Source organism: Flavobacterium adiutor, assembly GCF_048282555.1.
Classification (GTDB): domain Bacteria; phylum Bacteroidota; class Bacteroidia; order Flavobacteriales; family Flavobacteriaceae; genus Flavobacterium.
Window position 1 is genome coordinate 3,184,351 of record NZ_CP182487.1, and the last position, 18,328, is coordinate 3,202,678.

Annotated in this window: 19 protein-coding genes; 8 read left to right on the forward strand and 11 right to left on the reverse strand. The window is 35.0% G+C overall.

All coding sequences use genetic code 11. The features are described 5' to 3' along the window. Nucleotides 1-125: 125 nt before the first annotated feature. The 6 genes from ACNC7R_RS13335 to ACNC7R_RS13360 form a co-directional block, all read right to left on the reverse strand. The gene (locus tag ACNC7R_RS13335) at nt 126-962 is read right to left on the reverse strand and encodes an ion transporter (RefSeq protein WP_417941566.1); all 837 of its coding nucleotides are present in this window, start codon (nt 960-962) and stop codon (nt 126-128) included. A gap of 30 nt (nt 963-992) precedes the next feature. Beyond that, nucleotides 993-2,354: an exonuclease domain-containing protein gene (locus ACNC7R_RS13340; RefSeq protein WP_417941567.1), complete on the reverse strand. Its 1,362-nt coding sequence runs from the start codon at nt 2,352-2,354 to the stop codon at nt 993-995. A gap of 124 nt (nt 2,355-2,478) precedes the next feature. Continuing rightward, nucleotides 2,479-2,712, reverse strand: a complete 234-nt coding sequence (locus tag ACNC7R_RS13345) for a four helix bundle protein (protein WP_417943174.1) — start codon at nt 2,710-2,712, stop codon at nt 2,479-2,481. Nucleotides 2,713-2,884: 172 nt separating this feature from the next. Then, nucleotides 2,885-3,574: a YggS family pyridoxal phosphate-dependent enzyme gene (locus ACNC7R_RS13350; RefSeq protein WP_417941568.1), complete on the reverse strand. Its 690-nt coding sequence runs from the start codon at nt 3,572-3,574 to the stop codon at nt 2,885-2,887. 12 nt (nt 3,575-3,586) lie between these two features. Next, entirely contained in the window at nt 3,587-4,480 is an 894-nt protein-coding gene (locus ACNC7R_RS13355) for a 3-hydroxyacyl-CoA dehydrogenase family protein (RefSeq protein WP_417941569.1), read from the reverse strand. Between the two features lie 88 nt (nt 4,481-4,568). After that, nucleotides 4,569-5,534, reverse strand: coding sequence for a Gfo/Idh/MocA family protein (locus ACNC7R_RS13360; protein WP_417941570.1), 966 nt, complete (start codon nt 5,532-5,534; stop codon nt 4,569-4,571). Nucleotides 5,535-5,739: 205 nt separating this feature from the next. Here ACNC7R_RS13360 and ACNC7R_RS13365 point away from each other — a divergent pair, with 205 nt between their 5' ends. Further along, the gene (locus ACNC7R_RS13365; protein ID WP_223680800.1) at nt 5,740-6,381 is read left to right on the forward strand and encodes a protein-L-isoaspartate(D-aspartate) O-methyltransferase; all 642 of its coding nucleotides are present in this window, start codon (nt 5,740-5,742) and stop codon (nt 6,379-6,381) included. A 351-nt stretch (nt 6,382-6,732) separates the two neighbouring features. Here ACNC7R_RS13365 and ACNC7R_RS13370 read toward each other — a convergent pair whose 3' ends face one another. Beyond that, entirely contained in the window at nt 6,733-7,776 is a 1,044-nt protein-coding gene (locus ACNC7R_RS13370; protein ID WP_417941571.1) for an RluA family pseudouridine synthase, read from the reverse strand. After that, the gene (locus ACNC7R_RS13375; protein WP_417941572.1) at nt 7,766-8,389 is read right to left on the reverse strand and encodes a PASTA domain-containing protein; all 624 of its coding nucleotides are present in this window, start codon (nt 8,387-8,389) and stop codon (nt 7,766-7,768) included. Before ACNC7R_RS13375 ends, ACNC7R_RS13370 begins: the two co-directional genes overlap by 11 nt. 155 nt (nt 8,390-8,544) lie before the next feature. Between ACNC7R_RS13375 and ACNC7R_RS13380 the strand changes: the two genes are divergently transcribed. The 5 genes from ACNC7R_RS13380 (at nt 8,545) to ACNC7R_RS13400 (ending at nt 12,308) form a co-directional block, all read left to right on the forward strand. Next, nucleotides 8,545-8,715 carry a hypothetical protein gene (locus tag ACNC7R_RS13380; protein ID WP_417941573.1) on the forward strand — a complete coding sequence of 57 codons (171 nt, stop codon included), beginning with the start codon at nt 8,545-8,547 and terminating at the stop codon, nt 8,713-8,715. Between the two features lie 65 nt (nt 8,716-8,780). Beyond that, nucleotides 8,781-9,752 carry a D-alanine--D-alanine ligase gene (locus tag ACNC7R_RS13385; protein WP_417941574.1) on the forward strand — a complete coding sequence of 324 codons (972 nt, stop codon included), beginning with the start codon at nt 8,781-8,783 and terminating at the stop codon, nt 9,750-9,752. Nucleotides 9,753-10,228: 476 nt separating this feature from the next. Beyond that, nucleotides 10,229-10,921: a DUF421 domain-containing protein gene (locus tag ACNC7R_RS13390; protein ID WP_417941575.1), complete on the forward strand. Its 693-nt coding sequence runs from the start codon at nt 10,229-10,231 to the stop codon at nt 10,919-10,921. 96 nt (nt 10,922-11,017) lie between these two features. Continuing rightward, entirely contained in the window at nt 11,018-11,482 is a 465-nt protein-coding gene (coaD, locus tag ACNC7R_RS13395; RefSeq protein WP_417941576.1) for a pantetheine-phosphate adenylyltransferase, read from the forward strand. Nucleotides 11,483-11,729: 247 nt separating this feature from the next. Then, on the forward strand, nt 11,730-12,308 hold the full coding sequence (locus tag ACNC7R_RS13400; protein WP_417941577.1) for a PhnA domain-containing protein: 579 nt from the start codon (nt 11,730-11,732) through the stop codon (nt 12,306-12,308). Between the two features lie 85 nt (nt 12,309-12,393). Here ACNC7R_RS13400 and ACNC7R_RS13405 read toward each other — a convergent pair whose 3' ends face one another. Continuing rightward, nucleotides 12,394-12,948 carry a fasciclin domain-containing protein gene (locus tag ACNC7R_RS13405; protein WP_417941578.1) on the reverse strand — a complete coding sequence of 185 codons (555 nt, stop codon included), beginning with the start codon at nt 12,946-12,948 and terminating at the stop codon, nt 12,394-12,396. 211 nt (nt 12,949-13,159) lie between these two features. Between ACNC7R_RS13405 and ACNC7R_RS13410 the strand changes: the two genes are divergently transcribed. Together ACNC7R_RS13410 and ACNC7R_RS13415 are read left to right on the forward strand one after the other, a co-directional pair. Then, complete coding sequence (locus ACNC7R_RS13410; RefSeq protein WP_417941579.1) at nt 13,160-13,681, forward strand: biopolymer transporter ExbD; 522 nt, start codon at nt 13,160-13,162, stop codon at nt 13,679-13,681. Nucleotides 13,682-13,694: 13 nt separating this feature from the next. Beyond that, nucleotides 13,695-14,219 carry a biopolymer transporter ExbD gene (locus ACNC7R_RS13415; RefSeq protein WP_417941580.1) on the forward strand — a complete coding sequence of 175 codons (525 nt, stop codon included), beginning with the start codon at nt 13,695-13,697 and terminating at the stop codon, nt 14,217-14,219. A 238-nt stretch (nt 14,220-14,457) separates the two neighbouring features. Here ACNC7R_RS13415 and rpsA read toward each other — a convergent pair whose 3' ends face one another. After that, nucleotides 14,458-16,233 (reverse strand): 30S ribosomal protein S1, encoded by a 1,776-nt coding sequence (gene rpsA, locus ACNC7R_RS13420; RefSeq protein ID WP_417941581.1) that lies wholly within the window; start codon nt 16,231-16,233, stop codon nt 14,458-14,460. 370 nt (nt 16,234-16,603) lie between these two features. Then, complete coding sequence (locus ACNC7R_RS13425) at nt 16,604-18,097, reverse strand: aminotransferase class V-fold PLP-dependent enzyme (RefSeq protein WP_417941582.1); 1,494 nt, start codon at nt 18,095-18,097, stop codon at nt 16,604-16,606. Nucleotides 18,098-18,328 lie beyond the last annotated feature (231 nt).

Genomic DNA, 18,328 nt, shown 5'->3' on the forward strand with positions numbered 1-18,328 from the left:
ACCCCGGACTTATATTGGTTAGTTTTTGTGGCATAAAAGAAGCGACTTTAGAAGCTGCTTTTATGACTTAAAAAACAACAAAGATAAGGAGGAGTTGCAATGTACAGCCGGAATAGCTTCATAAATTAATGATGTAATTCACTTCCGCACTCGTGACAGAATTTGGCATTATCAAAATGAAGCTGTGAACCGCAGATCTGGCAGGATTTTTTTGTGCTGACAGTATTATCCCGAAGACTTTTTTTAGCAAATTCGGCAGTTACGATTCCGGTTGGGACCGCTATGATTCCGTAACCCAGAATCATGACCATTGCTGCTATAAACTGTCCTAAAGGAGTTTGCGGAGAAATATCTCCATAACCCACAGTTGTCAGTGTTACGATTGTCCAGTAGATTGCCATTGGAATACTTGTAAATCCGGACTCTTTGCCTTCGACCACATACATTAGTGAGCCAATGATTACGGTACTGATGAGGACAAAATAAATAAAAACCAGGATTTTTTCTTTGCTGGCGTCAATAGCTTCCTTTAACTGAAATGACTGATGAGAGATCTGCGGAAGGTGAAGAATTTTGAATAACCGCAAAAAACGCAGTGCTCTTACAATGGATAAAATACTGGCTCCGGGGAAAAATATCGATAAATACATGGGCAAAACGGCTAATAAATCAATTATTCCGTAAAAACTGAAAATATATTTAACCGGTTTTTGGATTGAAATAATCCTTAAGACATATTCAATGGTGAAAAAGATGGTGATTATCCATTCGCAAATCCATAACTGGTAATGATATTTGGAGCTGATTCCCTCAACGGTATCAAGCATAATTAATAAAACGCTCAATAAGATCAGGCCTAAAAGAACCAAATCGAACATTCTTCCTAAGATGGTATTGGTGCCGTAAAGTACGATTTTGACTTTTTCTCTAAAGATTTCGTATTGTGATTTTTTATTTTCCATATCCTTAAAGATAATGAAAATTTTATTTTGCTAAAAATGAAGTATTTTTAAAGATTTGCTTTTTCGAATGTATTGTTGAATAATATTTTTTACGTCGCGATTGTGCTGCATTGGAATCAGGATTTTTTTCAGGATTTCTATATTGGTAATCTGATAATTTAAATCATAATAAGCATACCCTTTATAAGTTCCGTTTTCGATTAAAATAGCGCTTCTTTCATTTACGTTTCGCCCTCTGTCAATGAGAATCATGTTTTTGTTTTCAAAACTGTTTTCAGCAATAAACTGCTCTACCCTTAAGTTGTAGTCTTCAGGAGTTACTTCGCCGATGCAGGCACCATCACATTCTTTTATTTTGTATTGAAAACACTCTTTTTTAGTCTGGTATAAACCTGTTAGTTTTTGGCATAAATGGTACTTTGCTGTGAATTTAAAAAGCGCATATTTGCCTTCCTGCAAAGAAGCGAATGACGTAATTTCTTTTTTACGTCCGTCGGCTTTTCCAATTTTTACAATCAAATAACCGTTTGAATCTTTTTCCACATAAATGGCAAAAGGGAAAACAGTCTTCTTTTGGGAGCGATTGTGTTTCGGGCGGTTTATTTTTACTTCCTGGCTTTCTTTTAACAAAGCGATTAACTCGCTTCCTGTTTCTTCATAAGTAATGGTAAAAACTTCTGCTTGTATTCTTTTGCTTTTGGTTGTAATTCCGGTAAAATGCTGATTGACTCTTTTTCGGATATTTTGGCTCTTGCCGATGTAAATTAAATTACCTCCTTCGTTATGAATATAATACACTCCTGTTTTAGCAGGCATCTGATTTACAAGATCCTGCAGTTTTGGTGAAATCCCTTTTTCAATTTCGAATTTCACAAAATCTTTGACAATGGTTTTTTCCAGGTCTTTTTCGAGTAATATTTTGAATAGTTTAGTTGTCGCAATTGCGTCTCCGCTTGCACGATGTCTGTCGGCAATTGGAATTCCGAGGGAACGGACTAATTTTCCTAAGCTGTATGAAGGCTGTTCTGGAATTAATTTTTGAGCTAATTCTACAGTACAGAGTGTTTTAGATTCAAAATTATAGCCCAAACGTCTGAATTCGGTACGCAGGATTCTATAGTCAAAAGAGGCGTTGTGCGCCACAATAATACAATCTGTAGTAATTTCGATAATTCGTTTGGCAACTTCATAAAACTTAGGTGCAGAACTCAGCATAGCATTGTTGATTCCGGTTAATTTAGCCACAAAAGGCTGAATCGGAATCTCAGGATTGACAAGGCTAATGAACTGATCCACTACTTCATGACCATCAAATTTATAGATGGCGATTTCGGTAATTCCTTCTTCGTTAAACTGGCCTCCGGTTGTTTCTATGTCTAGTATTGCGTACATTTTCAAATGTCAAAAATTAATGACAATATCAAAAATCAATATCAATTACAATGTCAAAAATCAATGCTTTAAAATTGAAATTCTTTATTAAAATTGTCATTGTATTGCTATTGCTATTGAAAAATTACTTTTTATTTATTATCATTTTTGATGAAATTGCAATAAGTTGTTCTACTTCAGTAAGAAGCTTGTTTCTTTTATCGTTATCACCTTCTTTTATATAATCTACTATTTTTAAAGAATTTCCGGATTCCTTTAATTCTTTTACAACTAATGAAACTTTAAATATAAAATCTTTATCAGTTACTGTACCCTGTGCTTCACCGAAATTTAAAGAAGCACTTCCAGACGATCTGATTAATTAGTTTTTATAATATTCATTTTCAAAAATTCTTTCTAATTGTCTTGTAAAAAATATACATTCTCCAGCAAAACGAATCAGACGATCATCAAAATTGAATATTTTTTCCATTTATATTTTAAATTTTAAAATTGATATTGCCATTGTCATTGATTTTTGATATTGACTTTTATCTCCCTCCAAAAATGCTGCTCCCAATCCTAACCATAGTGCTTCCACATTCAATGGCAAGTTGATAATCGCCTGACATTCCCATCGAAATCGTTGAAAAATGAGCAGATGTAGAAATACACTGCTGTGTATCCCGGCATTGTGCGTCTTTATTTTGCAATGAATCAAAAATGGATTTTAAATACAGGAATTCTTTTTTGATCTGGTTTTGGTTTTCTGTAAAAGTTGCCATTCCCATTAATCCTAAGATACGAATATTTTTCATCTCTTTGAATTCCGATGAAGACAATAATTCTGAAAGTTCTTTTTCGTCAAGACCAAATTTTGTTTCTTCTTCGGCAATGTATATCTGAAGCAGACAATCAATAACGCGATTATTTTTTAATGCCTGTTTGTTGATTTCCTGCAATAATTTCAAACTGTCAACTCCGTGAATCAGACTTACAAATGGTGCCATAAATTTGACTTTATTCGACTGAACATGACCAATCATATGCCATTGAATGTCTTTTGGCATTTGCTCATATTTATCGGCCATCTCCTGAATTTTATTTTCTCCAAAAATGCGCTGACCGGCTTCATAAGCCTGCATTAAATCTGAAACAGGTTTTGTTTTTGAAACGGCAACTAACGTGACATGCTCAGGTAAGCTTTCTTTGATTGTATTTAAGTTCGATGCTATTGACATTGTTAATTTTTTTTATGCGGACAAAAATTGTTTAGAAATCTTCTCAGCCTTTTTACTTTCACTGTAATCATAAAAACCCTCACCGGATTTTACGCCTAATTTGCCAGCTCTTACCATATTAACCAGTAAAGGGCATGGAGCATATTTCGGATTTTTGAAGCCATCATACATTACATTTAAAATAGCAAGACAAACATCAAGCCCAATAAAATCGGCCAATTGGAGTGGTCCCATAGGATGCCCCATTCCTAATTTCATTACCGTATCAATTTCATAAACGCCGGCTACTTTGTTATATAACGTTTCAATTGCCTCGTTTAGCATAGGCATCAAAATTCTGTTGGCAACAAAACCCGGATAATCGTTTACTTCAACCGGAACTTTGCCCAGTTTTTCAGATAAATTCATGATAATTTTGGTGACTTCATCACTGGTATTGTATCCGCGAATGATTTCTACCAGCTTCATAATCGGAACCGGATTCATAAAATGCATTCCGATAACGCGTTCGGGATGTGCGACTACAGCACCAATTTGCGTAATTGAAATCGAAGAGGTGTTTGTTGCTAAAATAGTGTTATGTGAACAAGCTTCATTTAATTGTTTGAAAATATTCAGTTTCAATTCTACATTTTCAGTTGCTGCTTCTACCACCAGATCTACTCCTACAACACCGTCTTTAATATCAGTATAGGTAATAATGTTGGTGATTGTTCTGGCAACTTCTTCCTGCGTTATTGTACCTTTAGCCAGCATTCTGTCAAGGTTTGCAGCAATAGTTGCCATTCCTTTGTCTAATGCTTTTTCCGAAACATCAATTAGTTTTACAATAAAACCGCTTTGCGCAAAAGTATGTGCAATTCCGTTACCCATTGTTCCGGCACCAATTACAGCTATAGTTTTCATTTAATTTTGTATTTATATTTTAAAATTTAAGGTTTAAAGTTACTTTTCAGCAAGCTTTAAACCTTAAATTTACAATTTATATTTTGTCTTATTTTTTGAAACAATCTATTATTTGGTATGCCACACGTAAAGCATCAGTAGCCTGTTCCAGTGTTACAACCGGAGTTGTGTTATTGTTAATGGCATCGGCAAATGCATTTAATTCGTCTAAAATGGCGTTGTTCTGCTCTACATCCGGATTAGTAAAATAGATTTGTTTTTTTACTCCTTCTGCATTCTGAAGGATCATATCAAAATCTCCAGGAACTTCAGGAGCATCTTTCATACGAACAACTTCACATTTTTTCTCCAGAAAATCAACCGAAATGTAGGCGTCTTTTTGAAAGAAGCGTGTTTTACGCATGTTTTTCATCGAAATTCGGCTTGCAGTTAAATTAGCAACGCAGCCATTTTCGAATTCAATTCGGGCATTGGCAATATCCGGAGTTTCACTGATTACCGAAACACCACTGGCACTGATATTTTTAACTTTTGAATTAACAACGCTTAAAATAGCATCAATATCATGAATCATTAAATCCAGAACAACAGGAACATCTGTACCGCGAGGATTAAATTCGGCCAAACGATGTGTTTCAATGAACATGGGATTTTCGATCATGTTTTTGGTAGCGATAAAAGCAGGATTAAAACGTTCTACGTGACCAACCTGCCCTTTTACATTGTACTCTGTTGCTAAAGCCATAATTTCTTCAGCTTCTTCAACAGTGTTGGCAATTGGTTTTTCAATGAAGATATGTTTTCCTGATTTGATCGCTACTTTAGCGCATTTATAATGCGAAAGCGTTGGGGTTACAATATCGATTACATCCACAGCGTGGATTAATTTTGCTATTGTGTTGAAGTTTTTATAACCGAACTCTTTTGAAATTCTTTCGGCATTTTCCTGATTTTCATCATAAAATCCAACTAATTCGTATTTGTCAGATTGTTGTAATAAGCGTAAATGTATTTTACCTAAGTGACCGGCACCTAAAACTCCTACTTTTAACATTTGAATGTATTTTAAACAAAAATAGAATTTATTTGTTGAAAGTGAAAAAGAATTTAGCTAATTGTGAATTGTAAATTCTGAATTATAAGCAATGGCTTTTGACTTTTAACTTTTGACCTCTAACTTTATTAATTTAATAATTAAAAATCAATATTTGATTTCCTGTTTTGTTTCTTATTTTTGCGAAAATAAAACCTACCTAATTTTGAAAGATACTGCCAAACATCAAGGACTTCGCAATCAATTAGTAAGCACTTTAGAGCAAAAAGGGATTACTGATAAAGCGGTTTTGGATGCGATAAAAAAAATCCCAAGACACCTTTTTTTGAATTCGAGTTTTGAAGATTATGCTTATCAGGATAAGGCTTTTCCTATTGGAGCAGGTCAGACTATTTCACAGCCTTATACTGTTGCTTTTCAGTCTCAGCTGCTGGAAGTAAAAAAAGACCACAAAATTCTGGAAATAGGCACAGGTTCGGGCTACCAGACTGCTGTTTTGTTTATGCTGGGTGCAAAAGTGTACAGTGTTGAAAGACAGAAAGAACTTTTTAAAACAACGTCTAATCTATTTCCGAAATTAAATATAAGACCTAAACATCTTTCGTTTGGGGATGGGTATAAAGGACTTCCAAATTACGCTCCGTTTGACAGTATTATTGTTACTGCCGGTGCACCTTTTATTCCTAAGCCGTTGATGGCACAGTTAAAAATAGGAGGAAGACTGGTAATTCCGCTTGGAGAAGACGTTCAGATTATGACTTTATTAATTCGTAAAAACGAAACACAATTTGAAAAACATGAGTTTGGAGAATTTAGATTTGTGCCTTTGTTAGAAGATAAAAATTAAATAAAAATGCCCCAAAAGTTAGACTATTTGGGGCATTTTTATTTAAATTATTCCACTTAAGCTGTTGGGTGTAATTCATTAAAAGCGTTCGTTGGAGTGTTTTCTTTTTTGAAGACAAACAGAACAAAACTTCTTAATAGTTTCGCACTAGAAGTGACATGAATTGAGTACCGTTTTTAACAATTTTTCTGTTTTCGATACATTTTTTCATCGGAAATCAAAATCTAACGGATAAAAAATCATCATCAAAAACAAATTAGATCAACTACATTCTTAAAACAAAAAGCCCCATAAGGAGCTTTCTAATATTTAAGTACTATCTAATTAAGTAATTGTCACGTTATCCAATTATCATTCCTGATCTTCAGTATTATGCGATTTCACATAGTTTCTCCATTTTTCAATGCAATCCTGAAAATCCTGAGGCAATTCGGTATCAAAACGCATCATTTCACCTGTATTCGGATGAACAAATCCAAGTGTTTTAGCATGCAGTGCCTGACGTGGTAAAGCTTTAAAACAATTTTCTATAAACTGCTTGTATTTTGTGAATGTAGTCCCTTTTAAAATCAAATGACCTCCGTAACGCTCGTCATTAAACAACGGATGTCCAATATGCTTCATATGCGCACGAATTTGGTGTGTTCTTCCTGTTTCCAGTTTACACGAAATCAAAGTCACATAACCAAAACGTTCCAGCACTTTATAATGTGTGATGGCCGGCTTCCCTATTTCAGGATCAGCAAAAACTGCCATTTGCATACGGTCTTTTAAGTGTCTCGCCAAGTTTCCTTCGATCGTTCCTCTGTCTGCTGCAACATTTCCCCAAACCAAGGCAACATACTCACGCTCTGTGGTTTTAGCCTCAAATTGTTTAGCCAGATGCGTCATTGCAGCTTCCGTTTTGGCAATAATTAAAAGTCCCGATGTATCCTTATCGATCCGGTGAACCAAACCAGGACGCTCGCTGCTGTTCATTGGCAGATTTTCAAAATGAAAAGCCAAAGCATTCACCAAAGTTCCGGTATAATTTCCATGTCCCGGATGCACGACTAGTCCAGGTGGTTTATTGATAAGCAGGAGCGCTTCATCTTCATAAACGATATCAAGCGGAATATCCTCCGGATCTACCCTATTCTCAAACGGTGGATGCGACAACATCACCGTTATCACATCAAAAGGCTTTACTTTGTAATTTGATTTTACCGGAATGTCGTTTACAAAAATGTTTCCGTTAGTGGCCGCATTCTGAATTTTATTTCGTGTGGCATTCGGAATCAAATACATTAAATATTTGTCAATACGCAAAAACGCCTGACCTTTTGGGACTTCAAATCTGTAATGTTCGAATAACTCGTCTTCCAGATCTAAATTTTCTTCATTATTATTGTTCATCAGCCGGGGTTTCTTCAATTGGCGCAGCAGTACTGTCTACAGCCTCACTTTCATCAACATAACTTGCTTTTCCGTCTCCTAAAACCAAATCAATTTTAGACGATTTCAGTACACGGTCTCCTGGTTTCAGGTTTCTGCCTTTATAGCGAAGTTCTAAAACCATATCTTTTCCAAGATTCGGAATATACGTAATCGTACCTTCCTGAAGTCCTAAAGCTTTCAGAGTCGGAACCGCTTCACGATAGGTTTTATCAATTAAATCCGGAATTCGAACAGATGAAAATCCAGAAGCATTAATTTTAATATATATTTTTCTTCCTACTTTCACCATCGTTCCCGGAAGCGGATCCTGCTCTACAACACTAAATTTAGGATATTCACTTCTATAATCAACACTATCCAAAAGCACATAATCCAGATCCAGTTCATCCAGTTTTTCCTCTACCTGTTCTTCCGTCAGTTTAGCTAAATTCGGAACCGCAATTTCATGTCCGTGATCTGTTGTAAATGTCAGCCAGTGCATAAACAAATAGCCTATAATAGCAATAATAGCAGCTGCACCCAACACTTGTAAAAAAAACACACGGCTCGTTAAATACTTACGTAAACTCATAAATTTATTTTTAGATGAACGCAAAGATAAAGCTATTTCGTTTCAAAAAAAATGATAATTTTGTTTTAAGCAAGAAAGCGAATAATACACGTTATTATAAGGAGCTGTTTCCTGCTGTCCGCTGTATCTTTTGCGCCGAACCCCGGCACAAAAGGATGTCGCTGCCATCAGGGCTAGAGCACTCGTTTTCAAAAGAACGCTCTTCCTTTTTCGACCTTTTTGGAAGAAATGACATTAGCATATCGACAAATATTGGTTCATTACTTCGTGGAGTTTCTTGTGTGATTTCTCCTTACGTCGAAATGACAAGCTGGAGAAAAAATTAGCGCAATTCGTGGCAAAGAAACCTGAAACATGAAACAAATAAAACTTTAAACAAACCATACATACAATGAAAAACATAGCCATCATCATGGGCGGATATTCAAGCGAATATAAAATCTCTCTAATCAGCGGAAACGTAGTAAAACAATACCTTGACAAAACAAAATACAACGGATTCCGAATTCATATTTTCAAAGAAAAATGGGTTTATGTTGACGAAAATAATGCTGAATTCCCAATTGACAGAAACGATTTCTCTGTAACCGTAAACGGTGAGAAAATCAAATTTGACTGTGTTTTCAATGCTATTCACGGATCCCCGGGCGAAGATGGTCTCATGCAGGCGTATTTTGAATTATTAGGAATTCCGCAGACTTCCTGCGATTATTATCAGGCTGCCGTGACCTTCAATAAACGTGATTTATTATCAGTTTTAAAACCATACGGAATCAAAACAGCCATTTCTTATTACCTGAATAAAGGCGATGTAATCAATACCGAAGAAATCGTGAAAAAAGTGGGACTGCCTTGTTTCGTAAAACCAAACAAAGCCGGATCAAGTTTCGGAATCTCTAAAGTAAAAACCGAAGCCGAATTGCCAATCGCCATTGAAGTGGCTTACAAAGAAGACAACGAAATCATCATCGAAAGTTTCCTTGACGGAACTGAAGTTTCTGTTGGGGTAATTAATTACAAAGGCGAAATCATCGTTCTACCGATCACCGAAATCGTATCAGACAATGATTTCTTTGATTACGAAGCGAAATACGAAGGAAAATCACAGGAAATCACGCCTGCGAGAATTTCAGATGAACTGACACAAAAAATTGGCGAAACAGCTAAACGTGCTTACGAAGTACTGAAAATGAAAGGATTCTCAAGAAGTGAATTCATTATCGTAAACAATGAACCGCACATGCTGGAAATGAACACTATTCCGGGATTAACAACCGAAAGTTTAATTCCACAGCAAGCCAAAGCAGCCGGAATTTCGCTGGAAGATTTATTTACCAATGCAATTGAGCTGGCGCTGGCTTAAAGATAACAAGATAATGAGGTGCTAAAATTCTACGATTTTAGCACCTTTATTTTTTAATAATCTTAATTGTAACGAAAACACACAATATGTTCCTTCCGATGAAGGAGGACACGAGTGATCAATGTCATTAAGTTAAGAGTTTTTAAATTGAGGATTAGCCATTTTTGATTTAAAATTTGATGTGGATAAATATTTGATTGTCGATTTAACGAGTTTTTTTTAGATCAGAAATTAAAAATCGTTACTCAAAAATCAGCAATCATTTTATCTTTTAATGCTTAACTTTAATGAAATTGCACGAGCGATAGCGAACTGGCGAAGCAATCTCCACGATTAAATTCCGTAAAGATTGAAATACTTTATAGAGCTTCTCACGAGGATTCCTCCTTCGTCGGAATGACAAATCAAGAAAATTTAGGTTTCAAAGTGAAAAACTTAGTAACTTAGAATCTCAGAACCCTTGCAACTTAAAAAAAATGAAAGAAATTTTCGAATGGAATAGATTGTTATTTAACGAATTGCCCGGAATATTTCTTCTGGAAGTCATATTTCGTTCCACGGTAATGTTTATCATTTTACTGATGACCTTAAAACTGGCAGGGAAACGAGGCGTAAAACAATTATCGATTTTCGAAACCGTAATTGTAATTGCATTAGGTTCTGCTGCGGGTGATCCGATGTTTTATGAAGATGTTGGGATTGTACCAGCTATAATGGTTTTTGCGGTGATTATGATTTTGTATAGAACTGTAACCTGGCTGACCGGAAAAAGCAAAAAATTTGAAGAATTTGTTGAAGGAAAGACGGTATGTCTTATTCAGGACGGAAAATTTTCTATAACCAGTTTCAAAAAAGAAACGCTCGCACAGGATGAATTTTTCTCTGAACTTCGTATAAAATCTATTGAACACTTAGGACAGGTGAAACACGCTTTTATAGAACCTAGTGGAGAAATAAGCGTTTTTTATTACCCAGACGAAGAAGTCGGGTACGGATTGCCAATATTGCCTGCTTTGTTTACTGAAAAAAGTAAAATTATTCCAATAGACGGAACTTATTCCTGCTCCTTCTGCGGACATACAGAAAAGCAAAAAACAGGTACTGCAAAATGTAAGGTTTGTCAAAAAGAAGAATGGGTTGAATCTATAAATACAAAAAGGATAACGTAGAGAAATTCCAATACTTAAAAATACCAAATTCCAAAGCTTGCTGCTTTGAAAAAAACTTAGACACTTAGCTCCTCAGAACCTTAGAAACTTTAAAAAATGAAAAAAGCCATATTTCCCGGATCGTTTGATCCAATTACTCTTGGACACGAAGATATTATAAAAAGAGGAATTCCTTTGTTTGATGAAATCATAATAGCCATAGGTGTCAATGCCGAAAAAAAATACATGTTTTCACTTGAAGAAAGAAAACGTTTTATTGAAGAAACTTTCAAAAACGAACCCAAAGTTTCAGTGATCACTTACGAAGGTTTAACTATCGATCTGGCAAAAAAACTTAAAGCCAATTTTATTTTAAGGGGTTTGCGAAATCCTGCCGATTTCGAGTTCGAAAAAGCGATTGCACATACGAACCGAAAACTTTCTAAAATTGAAACGGTGTTTTTATTAACAGCAGCAGGTACATCATTCATCAGTTCAAGTATTGTTCGGGATGTATTACGTCATGGAGGCGAATATGAAATGCTAGTTCCAGATGCTGTGAGGGTGAAGAAAGATTTATAATATCTAAACATCATCTTATGAAAACAAAATTTCTAATTTAGCCCCGATAATAGTGGTATCCTTTTTCTGACTTCTTTAGGCAGAAAAAGATACAAGCGGTTAGCGGGACAAACGGTCTTGAAATATGAAATTTGTGCTTCAAAAACAAATACAAACATCTTCAATTTCAAGATTTACAAAGCCAAATATAAATTTGTAAGCAAATTAAATTAAACCTAATTTCGCTCCCTCAAATAAAAATCAAACCATGAGTATCGAAAGAGAATTAAATAAACGCAGCGGATCTAAATGTGAACTTTGCGGCGCTGAAGAAAACCTAAAAGTATATACCGTTTTACCCACTAAAAAAGGTGGTATAGATGAAGCTGTATTTGCCTGTAACACTTGTATTGACCAAATTGAAAACCCTGATAAAGTCGATTTAAATCACTGGAGATGCCTGAACGACAGCATGTGGAATGAAAACATTCCGGTTCAGGTTGTGGCCTGGAGAATGTTAAGCCGTATGCGCTCTGCCGGATGGCCTCAGGAATTACTGGATATGATGTATTTAGACGAAGATACACTTGCATGGGCGCAGGCAACCGGAGAAGGTGAAGATGACGAAAACAAACTGGTTCATCGTGACAGCAACGGCGTTGTTTTACAGCACGGAGATTCTGTCGTTTTAATCAAAGATTTGAAAGTAAAAGGATCCAGTATGGTCGCCAAACAAGGCACTGCGGTACGTAACATTCGTTTAGACCATGAAAATGCTGAATATATTGAAGGAAAAGTCGATGGTCAACAGATTGTCATTATTACACAATACGTGAAGAAGATATAATTTAAAAAGTCCCGGTTTCATTAATACAATAAAACCGGGACTTAAAAACACTTATAAAAAAATCAATTAACCTTATATTTTGATCTTACATTTTGGGTAACAATACAGTATCCACTACATGTATTACACCGTTTGACTGATTGACATCAGCAATAGTCACTTTAGATTTGTTTCCACTTTCGTCAGAAATATATAAATCTTTTCCGTTAATCCAGGCAGTCAAAGTTCCGCTGCTCACAGTTTTAAGCGTTGCTTTTCCTTTACCCATTTTTATTGCTTTTGCAACATCTGAAGCGTTCATTTTTCCGGCAACTACATGGTAAGTCAGGATGGTTTGAAGTTTCTTTTGGTTCTCTGGTTTTAATAAGGTTTCTACGGTTCCTTTTGGTAATTTATCAAAAGCAGCATTTGTGGGAGCAAAAACCGTAAAAGGTCCTTTGCTTTGTAAAGTTTCAACTAATCCCGCAGCTTTTACAGCAGCTACCAAAGTAGTATGCTCTTTTGAGTTTACAGCATTTTCAACAATATTTTTATTTGGGTACATTGCTGCTCCCCCTACCATTACTGTTTTTTGAGCATTTGATGTAAATGTAAATCCTAAAGCTAAAACTGCTGCTGCTAAAAATTTTCTAGTTTTCATAATGAATATTTTTAAGTTATAAGCTCATTTACGGGGATAAACCTATTTTGGTTTTCAAAAAATGTTTATTTGCTAAAAAAACGAATAATATTGGCAGTATACGCTGTAAAACAAAACATTAATGAATTATTTTATTTTTTATTAAATTTCTAAAAATGCATCATTTTTATATTCATTTTATTATTAACTTTAGAATCAAAACCTATCATTTATGGAAAATATGCCTAAAAAAGTCAGAAGCAAAAAATTAAGCACAAGAGTTGATTTAACCGCAATGGTCAGTATTTGTTTTTTACTGATTATATTTTTTATGGTTGCGGCGGAATTAAGAAAACCGAAAATAATGGATTTAGGTTTGCCGGATTATAATGACGATATATGCAGATGGGGTTGCGGTGCCGGTTTAGCAAATCGCACCTTAACTGTTTTACTTGATGACAAAAATAATATCATAACCTATTCAGGATTATTAGAATTTTCTGATGAATCACCAAAAAAGCTAAAATATGGCAAAGATGGTATTCGAAAAGAGTTAGTAACTAAAACGAAACAAATTCAGGAATACACTGGAGACTACAGAAAAAGTATTACCGTAATCATAAAACCAAGTAACAAATCTAATTATGGAAACCTTGTTGACATTTTAGATGAAATGGCCATAACTAAAATTGGGACTTATGTAATCGTAAATGATTTCACTCCCGAAGAAACAAAATTATTAGCAGCTAACTAAAATTCTCAAAACTATGGAAATTAATAGAAAAGTCAGAAGCAAAAAAATAAATACAAGAGTTGATTTAACCGCAATGGTCAGTATTTCTTTTTTACTAATAATATTTTTTATGGTTGCAGGTGAATTGAGAAAGCCAAAAATAATGGGCTTTGGACGTGGTGAAAGAGGTTGCGGGCCGGAACCTGGTTGTAATAAACCAGATGAAAAGCGAATTTTAACTGTATTACTTGACGATAATAACAAAATGATTACTTATATGGGAATATTAGAATCTCCAATACAAATACCTAAAGAAGTAAAATATGGAAAAGACGGAATACGTAAAGAACTATTAAGTATTGACAGAAAAGTTCATGAATATTCTGCCAGAATGGGAAAACCTGAAATAGGTGTTACAGTCATCATCAAACCAAGCAAAAAATCTAATTACGGCAATCTGGTTGATATTCTTGACGAAATGAACATTACAGCAATAAATTCGTATGCAATTGTAGACTATTACACTCCTGAAGAAATGAAATTACTTGCTTCAAATTAAATTATTCTGAAAACGGTTGCCTAGCCCAGATAGAAGGGAAAATCCTTTTGTGCCGGAGTTCGGCATAAAAGATTTGGAATGATAGCTGGAAATAGCTTCAAATTAAAATCGAACTTTATTTTTAAATTCCAAATTCAATTAGGAAAAATTTCTCGACTCCACTACTCAAAACTTGAAACTTGAAACAAAAAAAGTCCCACATCACTGTGGGACTTTCTATTTATAAAAAATCTAAGAATTATTTTTTCTCAGTTTTTTCCATTTTAGCTTTAAGAGCAGCTAACACATCATTGTTGTCACCTAAAGTCGCAGCTGGTGCGTTAGTAGATGCAGCAGCAGTGTTTTCAGCAGCAGCTTTTACGTTTTTCTCTTCTTCTTCTCTGAAGATAGCAGTATGAGAAGCAACTACTCTTTTGAATTCTTTATTGAATTCGATTACTTTGAAATCAGCAGAATCACCTTTTTTCAATTTCTTTCCGTCTTCTTTTTCAAGGTGACGAGTAGGAATGAAAGCAACGATATCATCTCCGAATTCTACAGTAGCTCCTTTGTCAACGATTTCAGAAATTTCACCATTGTGGATAGTTCCTACAGCGAAAGAATCTTCGTATTGATCCCAAGGATTAGCAGTAGTTTGTTTGTGACCTAAAGATAATTTACGTCCGTCAACATCTAATTCTAATACCACTACATCCAATTTCTCACCAACGTTAACAAATTCAGATGGATGTTTGATTTTCTTAGTCCAAGATAAGTCAGAGATGTAAATTAATCCATCAATTCCTTCTTCTAATTCTACGAAAATACCAAAGTTTGTAAAGTTTCTAACGATACCTGTATGTTTAGAACCTACTGGGTATTTAGAAGTAATGTCAGTCCATGGATCCTGAGTCAATTGTTTGATACCTAATGACATCTTACGATCTTCTCTGTCAAGAGTTAAGATAACTGCCTCAACAACATCTCCAACTTTCACGAAGTCCTGAGCAGAACGTAAGTGAGTTGACCATGACATTTCAGAAACGTGAATTAAACCTTCAACACCTTCTGCAACTTCGATAAATGCACCGTAATCAGCGATTACAACTACTTTACCTTTCACTTTATCACCAACAGTTAAGTTAGCATCTAAAGCATCCCATGGGTGAGCGTTTAATTGTTTCAATCCTAATTGAATTCTTGTTTTCTCATCATCGAAATCAAGGATTACAACGTTTAATTTTTGGTCTAATTCAAGAACTTCACTTGGGTGGTTGATTCTGCTCCAAGAAAGGTCAGTAATGTGAATTAATCCGTCAACACCACCTAAGTCAATGAACACACCATAAGAAGTAATGTTTTTAACAACACCTTCTAATACTTGTCCTTTTTGTAATTGACCGATGATCTCTTTTTTCTGTACTTCAATATCAGCCTCAATAAGTGCTTTATGAGATACAACAACGTTTTTGAATTCGTGGTTGATTTTTACCACTTTGAATTCCATCATTTTGTTTACATATACATCGTAGTCTCTAATTGGCTTAACGTCAATTTGAGATCCTGGTAAGAACGCCTCGATACCGAATACGTCAACGATCATACCTCCTTTAGTTCTGCATTTAACAAAACCGTTAACGATTTCTCCAGTTTCATTAGCTGCAATAACTCTATCCCAAGATTTGATAGTACGTGCTTTTCTGTGAGATAATACTAACTGACCTGTTTTATCCTCACGGATGTCGATTAATACTTCTACTTTGTCACCTACTTTTAAGTTTGGGTTGTAACGAAATTCGTTTAAAGAAATAACACCTTCAGATTTAGCATTGATATCAACGATAACGTCTCTATCTGTAATTCTAACAACAACACCTTCAACTACTTCTTCCTGATCTGTAGCGATGAAAGTTTTTGATACTAGTTCTTCAAACTCTTGTAAGTTTTTCTCATCTACTGCATCGATTCCTTCTTGGAAGTTATGCCAGTTAAAATTTGCTAAAAACTCTTCTTGTGATTTTGTTTGTTCAGACATGCTGATAAAAAAATTTGTATTCTGTTTTCCTCGTGTTTCATAAAGCGGTAAAAAAACAGAAGTTGTTTTTACTTAATTGTTTGATTCCTAATGGAAACGCTGACCGCCAAAAGGACTGCAAAATTAATACATTTATTTGTAACAGCCAACAAAAACAGGCATGATTATCAGTTAATTGATCAGAAGCACATCATTTTGTAATTTTTAAGGCCAAAAGTCCCGCTATACGTTACAATCTTTTGTGCCGAACCCCGGCACAAAAGGATTTTCACTGCTATCGGGGCTAGGTTAGAAAATTATAATTTCATAAGAACAACAAACCCGACAGGTTATGAACCTATCGGGCTTATATAAAATTTATTTTTCAGACTTAAGACCTAAACCAACCGGCCACCAACCCATCTTCAAACGAAGTAGCCTTTTTATGCACAAACTCATTCGTATTTTTATCATACTCATAATCCAGTTTCCAAATTTCGTGATTTTCAGCGAGTTCTTTAATACTTTCACAAACAAAAGCAATTTCTTCATTTGTAGTCGTCGGATGAATTGACATTCTGATCCAGCCCGGTTTTTTGATCAAATCGCCAATCGTAATTTCGTTAACGAGTTTACTTGAAGTTTCCTGATCGACATGCAATAAGAAATGCCCGTACGTTCCGGCACAACTGCAGCCTCCTCTAGTCTGGATACCAAATCTGTCATTCAGTAATTTTACACCCAAATTAAAATGCAGATCATCTATAAAAAACGAAATCACTCCTAACCTCTCCTGATGATGCCCTGCCAGAATATTAATATTCGACACAGGATTCAGTTCTTGAAAAACAAACTCTACAATTTCATGCTCTCGTTTCAGAATGTTTTCAATTCCCATCTCTTCTTTGAGCTCAATTGCAAGCGCCGTTTTTATCACCTGCAGAAAACCGGGTGTTCCACCATCTTCACGGTCTTCAATATTATCAATGTATTTATGTTCTCCCCACGGATTTGTCCAGCTCACAGTTCCTCCGCCCGGACAATCCGGAATCATATTATTGTATAATTTTTTATTAAAGATCAAAACTCCTGATGTTCCCGGACCACCTAAAAATTTATGAGGTGAAAAGAAAATAGCATCCAGATAGGCTTCCGGATCTTCAGGATGCATATCGATTTGCACATACGGACCTGAACAGGCAAAATCTACAAAACAAACTCCATTATACTGATGCATTAATTTTGCTACATCATGAAAAGGCGTTTTCAATCCGGTTACGTTGGAACATGCCGTAATCGAAGCAATTTTTATCGTTCTGTCTTTATATTTTTCAAGCAATTGTTTCAGATTATCCAGACTAAAAAGTCCTTTTTCAGTTTCAGAACACGGAATTATCTCAACATCTGCAATGGTTTCCAGCCACGAAGTCTGATTCGAGTGATGTTCCATGTGTGAAATAAAAACAATTGGTTTTTTCTCAGCCGGGATATTAGTGAAAGCTTTTAGGTTTTCAGGCACTTTCAATCCTAAAATTCGCTGGAATTTATTGACAACTCCAGTCATTCCGGTACCATCCGTAATCAAAACATCATCAGAACTTGCATTTGTATGACGCTTGATAATATGACGTGCATGATGATATGCTTTAGTCATGGCAGTACCTGAAACAGTAGTTTCGGTATGGGTATTAGCAACAAAAGGTCCAAATTTATTTAAAAGTTTTTCTTCAATTGGACGATACAATCTTCCGCTCGCAGTCCAGTCGGTATAAATAATTTGTTTTTTCCCATAAGGAGAATCAAATTCCTGATCTATACCTACTATGTTTTTTCGAAAACGTTCGAAATACATCTCTAATGAAGAGTTTTTAATTTTAGTACTCATTTGTGCTTTTTATTTGCATACAAATATATTCCTTTTTGTCAAAATTGTTAATTCATCAATAATAAACTTCAAAATTTAACTTATGCAATATTATCATTACAAAAACATTCCTTTTTTAATCAATTTACTAACATTACCTATATAACCACTAGAATAAATAGAAAATAATTGATTTCATATTTTATTTATAATTCAATTAACTTTTATTCTGATTAGAATCTATATAAATAG

Bases quoted from the DNA above. Each gene is read 5' to 3' on its own strand.
- ACNC7R_RS13335 (WP_417941566.1), bottom strand. From the start codon at position 962: ATGGAAAATAAAAAATCACAATACGAAATCTTTAGAGAAAAAGTCAAA.
- ACNC7R_RS13340 (WP_417941567.1), bottom strand. From the start codon at position 2,354: ATGTACGCAATACTAGACATAGAAACAACCGGAGGCCAGTTTAACGAA.
- ACNC7R_RS13350 (WP_417941568.1), bottom strand. From the start codon at position 3,574: ATGTCAATAGCATCGAACTTAAATACAATCAAAGAAAGCTTACCTGAG.
- ACNC7R_RS13355 (WP_417941569.1), bottom strand. From the start codon at position 4,480: ATGAAAACTATAGCTGTAATTGGTGCCGGAACAATGGGTAACGGAATT.
- ACNC7R_RS13360 (WP_417941570.1), bottom strand. From the start codon at position 5,534: ATGTTAAAAGTAGGAGTTTTAGGTGCCGGTCACTTAGGTAAAATACAT.
- ACNC7R_RS13370 (WP_417941571.1), bottom strand. From the start codon at position 7,776: ATGAACAATAATAATGAAGAAAATTTAGATCTGGAAGACGAGTTATTC.
- ACNC7R_RS13375 (WP_417941572.1), bottom strand. From the start codon at position 8,389: ATGAGTTTACGTAAGTATTTAACGAGCCGTGTGTTTTTTTTACAAGTG.
- ACNC7R_RS13380 (WP_417941573.1), top strand. From the start codon at position 8,545: ATGTCGCTGCCATCAGGGCTAGAGCACTCGTTTTCAAAAGAACGCTCT.
- ACNC7R_RS13385 (WP_417941574.1), top strand. From the start codon at position 8,781: ATGAAAAACATAGCCATCATCATGGGCGGATATTCAAGCGAATATAAA.
- ACNC7R_RS13390 (WP_417941575.1), top strand. From the start codon at position 10,229: ATGAAAGAAATTTTCGAATGGAATAGATTGTTATTTAACGAATTGCCC.
- coaD (WP_417941576.1), top strand. From the start codon at position 11,018: ATGAAAAAAGCCATATTTCCCGGATCGTTTGATCCAATTACTCTTGGA.
- ACNC7R_RS13400 (WP_417941577.1), top strand. From the start codon at position 11,730: ATGAGTATCGAAAGAGAATTAAATAAACGCAGCGGATCTAAATGTGAA.
- ACNC7R_RS13405 (WP_417941578.1), bottom strand. From the start codon at position 12,948: ATGAAAACTAGAAAATTTTTAGCAGCAGCAGTTTTAGCTTTAGGATTT.
- ACNC7R_RS13410 (WP_417941579.1), top strand. From the start codon at position 13,160: ATGGAAAATATGCCTAAAAAAGTCAGAAGCAAAAAATTAAGCACAAGA.
- ACNC7R_RS13415 (WP_417941580.1), top strand. From the start codon at position 13,695: ATGGAAATTAATAGAAAAGTCAGAAGCAAAAAAATAAATACAAGAGTT.
- rpsA (WP_417941581.1), bottom strand. From the start codon at position 16,233: ATGTCTGAACAAACAAAATCACAAGAAGAGTTTTTAGCAAATTTTAAC.
- ACNC7R_RS13425 (WP_417941582.1), bottom strand. From the start codon at position 18,097: ATGAGTACTAAAATTAAAAACTCTTCATTAGAGATGTATTTCGAACGT.